Raw genomic sequence first — 1,881 nt, 5'->3', positions numbered from 1 at the left:
CCATCATTCATTTGTACACGGGGATATAGAGCTTTCGAAGGTGAAGAGAGCTCTCAGCTTCTTAAACTCGTTCCTAAACTATAGGAGGAAGTATGCCGATCATAGACAATCTGGCCTCGTCGTGGTTGTTGCCTCGGCGAGAAGGGATTATGAGAGATGGAATTCTATAAAAACCGATAAGGACAGGGAACTAGTCGCTATAGCCGATGGGTTCATTGAGCAACTAGAGAGGGTTGAGGCCCTCGTGCAGACTGAGTGGTTGAATGTGGATGAGGCTAAGGGAATCCTGGAAAAGAGGCTGCTATTGAAAGGAGCATCATTCAATGCGGTCTTCCACAGATCTTTCGATAAACTTCTAACAAGGATCCTGAGGGCTGATACTGATATACCCCAGGCACATCACATGAGATCCCTGATAAAGGCTATAGCGATTTTTTCCCTCAACTCCCTTAGATCTAACGACAGGGTTGTAACGCCGGCTAGGTTCAGCGAGGAGGTAATAAAGGCTTTCCTATCAGGACACGCTTTAGGCTCTAACTACCAAGCTCTATACAATGAGATGGAGAAGGAGGTTAAAAACCCTAAGCTAATGCTAGCTGTTAACACAGTATTCGCCCTCACTATCACGGGTGACGAGATGAAGCTAATAGACCTGGTAAGGATGGCGAAGGAGAGGACGGGCACCACCACCAATGCCCCGCTAGCCACGGAGCTGGAGATTAGAAGCGTGCTGAGGGATCTAGGATTAAGTGATAATGAGATAGACGTGATCGTGAAAGACCTTGCAGATTTACACACCGGGATCCACAGCGTGAGGCTGCACGATGGAAGCTATGCATACTTCGCAATCCCTGTGATTAATGTGGCAGCTCTTTATAGGTCGCTCATTAAAAGGAATGAGCAAGAGCTACTTACCAACCGCAGCACCCTACTCGAGGAGCTCTTCAACCATATAGAGCAACTATATTACGAAGACGAGAACGTGATAGTGAGAGCTGTAGGCGATATCAGAGATCTCGAGAAGAAGCCCCTCCACGAGGATAAGCTCCACATATACATCTATTTAGATAGGAGCTCCCTAAAGCAACTAGACCCTGGCACCCAAAGGGTTAAGGATGAGGCTATTAAGGATATGGGGGATCGTATCAGGAACTTCCTTTTAAAGAAACGCGCACTAAATGTGGCTTTTATCCTCCCCGAGGTAAACTACGATATATTGAAGGATTTGGCGCTGTATGAGGCGGTAAAGCGCGCCACAAGCTATGTGATCGACCACTACCTTATACCATTGGAAAGAGGGCAACCGAGGGAAGAGGATAAGGTGTTATATGAGCTGATGAGGCTGGAGCTAAGCGATATAGAATCTGAGATAGGTAGAATGCTGAATGAAGCCCTGCAATCAATTTCGAAAGCCCTATCTAAGTCACTCTCGACAGTCTACACCTATAACTACATCAAGGGGGTTGTTGAGGAGGGTAACCTAAGCTTGTTGCAGGAGGTGTCACGGAGAGAGCAACGGATGCCCAGAGATTGGGTTAGAGTCGTTGGCTGGATAGGGGATGCCACCTCTAAGAATATAGTTGATGTGAGGGGAATTTTGATCAAACAGGTTAAGAATAAGCTGAAGTTTGTGGACGACATACCGCAGGCTAAGCAGGTGCTCCAGGAATATGTTGAGGAGTCCCTCAGAGATACTGGGAAGGCAGTCATAGACATGAATGTCAGAGTCTACAGGTACGGCGAATCGGCAGTATACATACCGGGGTATGTGATTAAGGAGGCTGTGAAGGCTGTGAAGGAGGTTGTTAGGCAGAAGCATAGCAACCTATCAGTACGCGAGGATCGCGCCTTTATCGTACTAGAGGTACATAAGGAGCATCT

At 47.2% G+C, this 1,881-nt stretch carries 1 protein-coding gene; it reads left to right on the top strand.

All coding sequences use genetic code 11. From position 1 onward, the window contains the following. The coding region (locus tag ACP5KC_RS10425) for a hypothetical protein (RefSeq protein WP_428287546.1) at positions 1–1,881 on the top strand (1,881 nt) is incomplete at both ends.

Source organism: Infirmifilum sp. (assembly GCF_049970975.1).
GTDB lineage: Archaea > Thermoproteota > Thermoprotei > Thermofilales > Thermofilaceae > Thermofilum > Thermofilum uzonense.
Note: the sequence above shows the minus strand (reverse complement) of the source record. Positions and strands in the feature narration are given on the sequence as shown.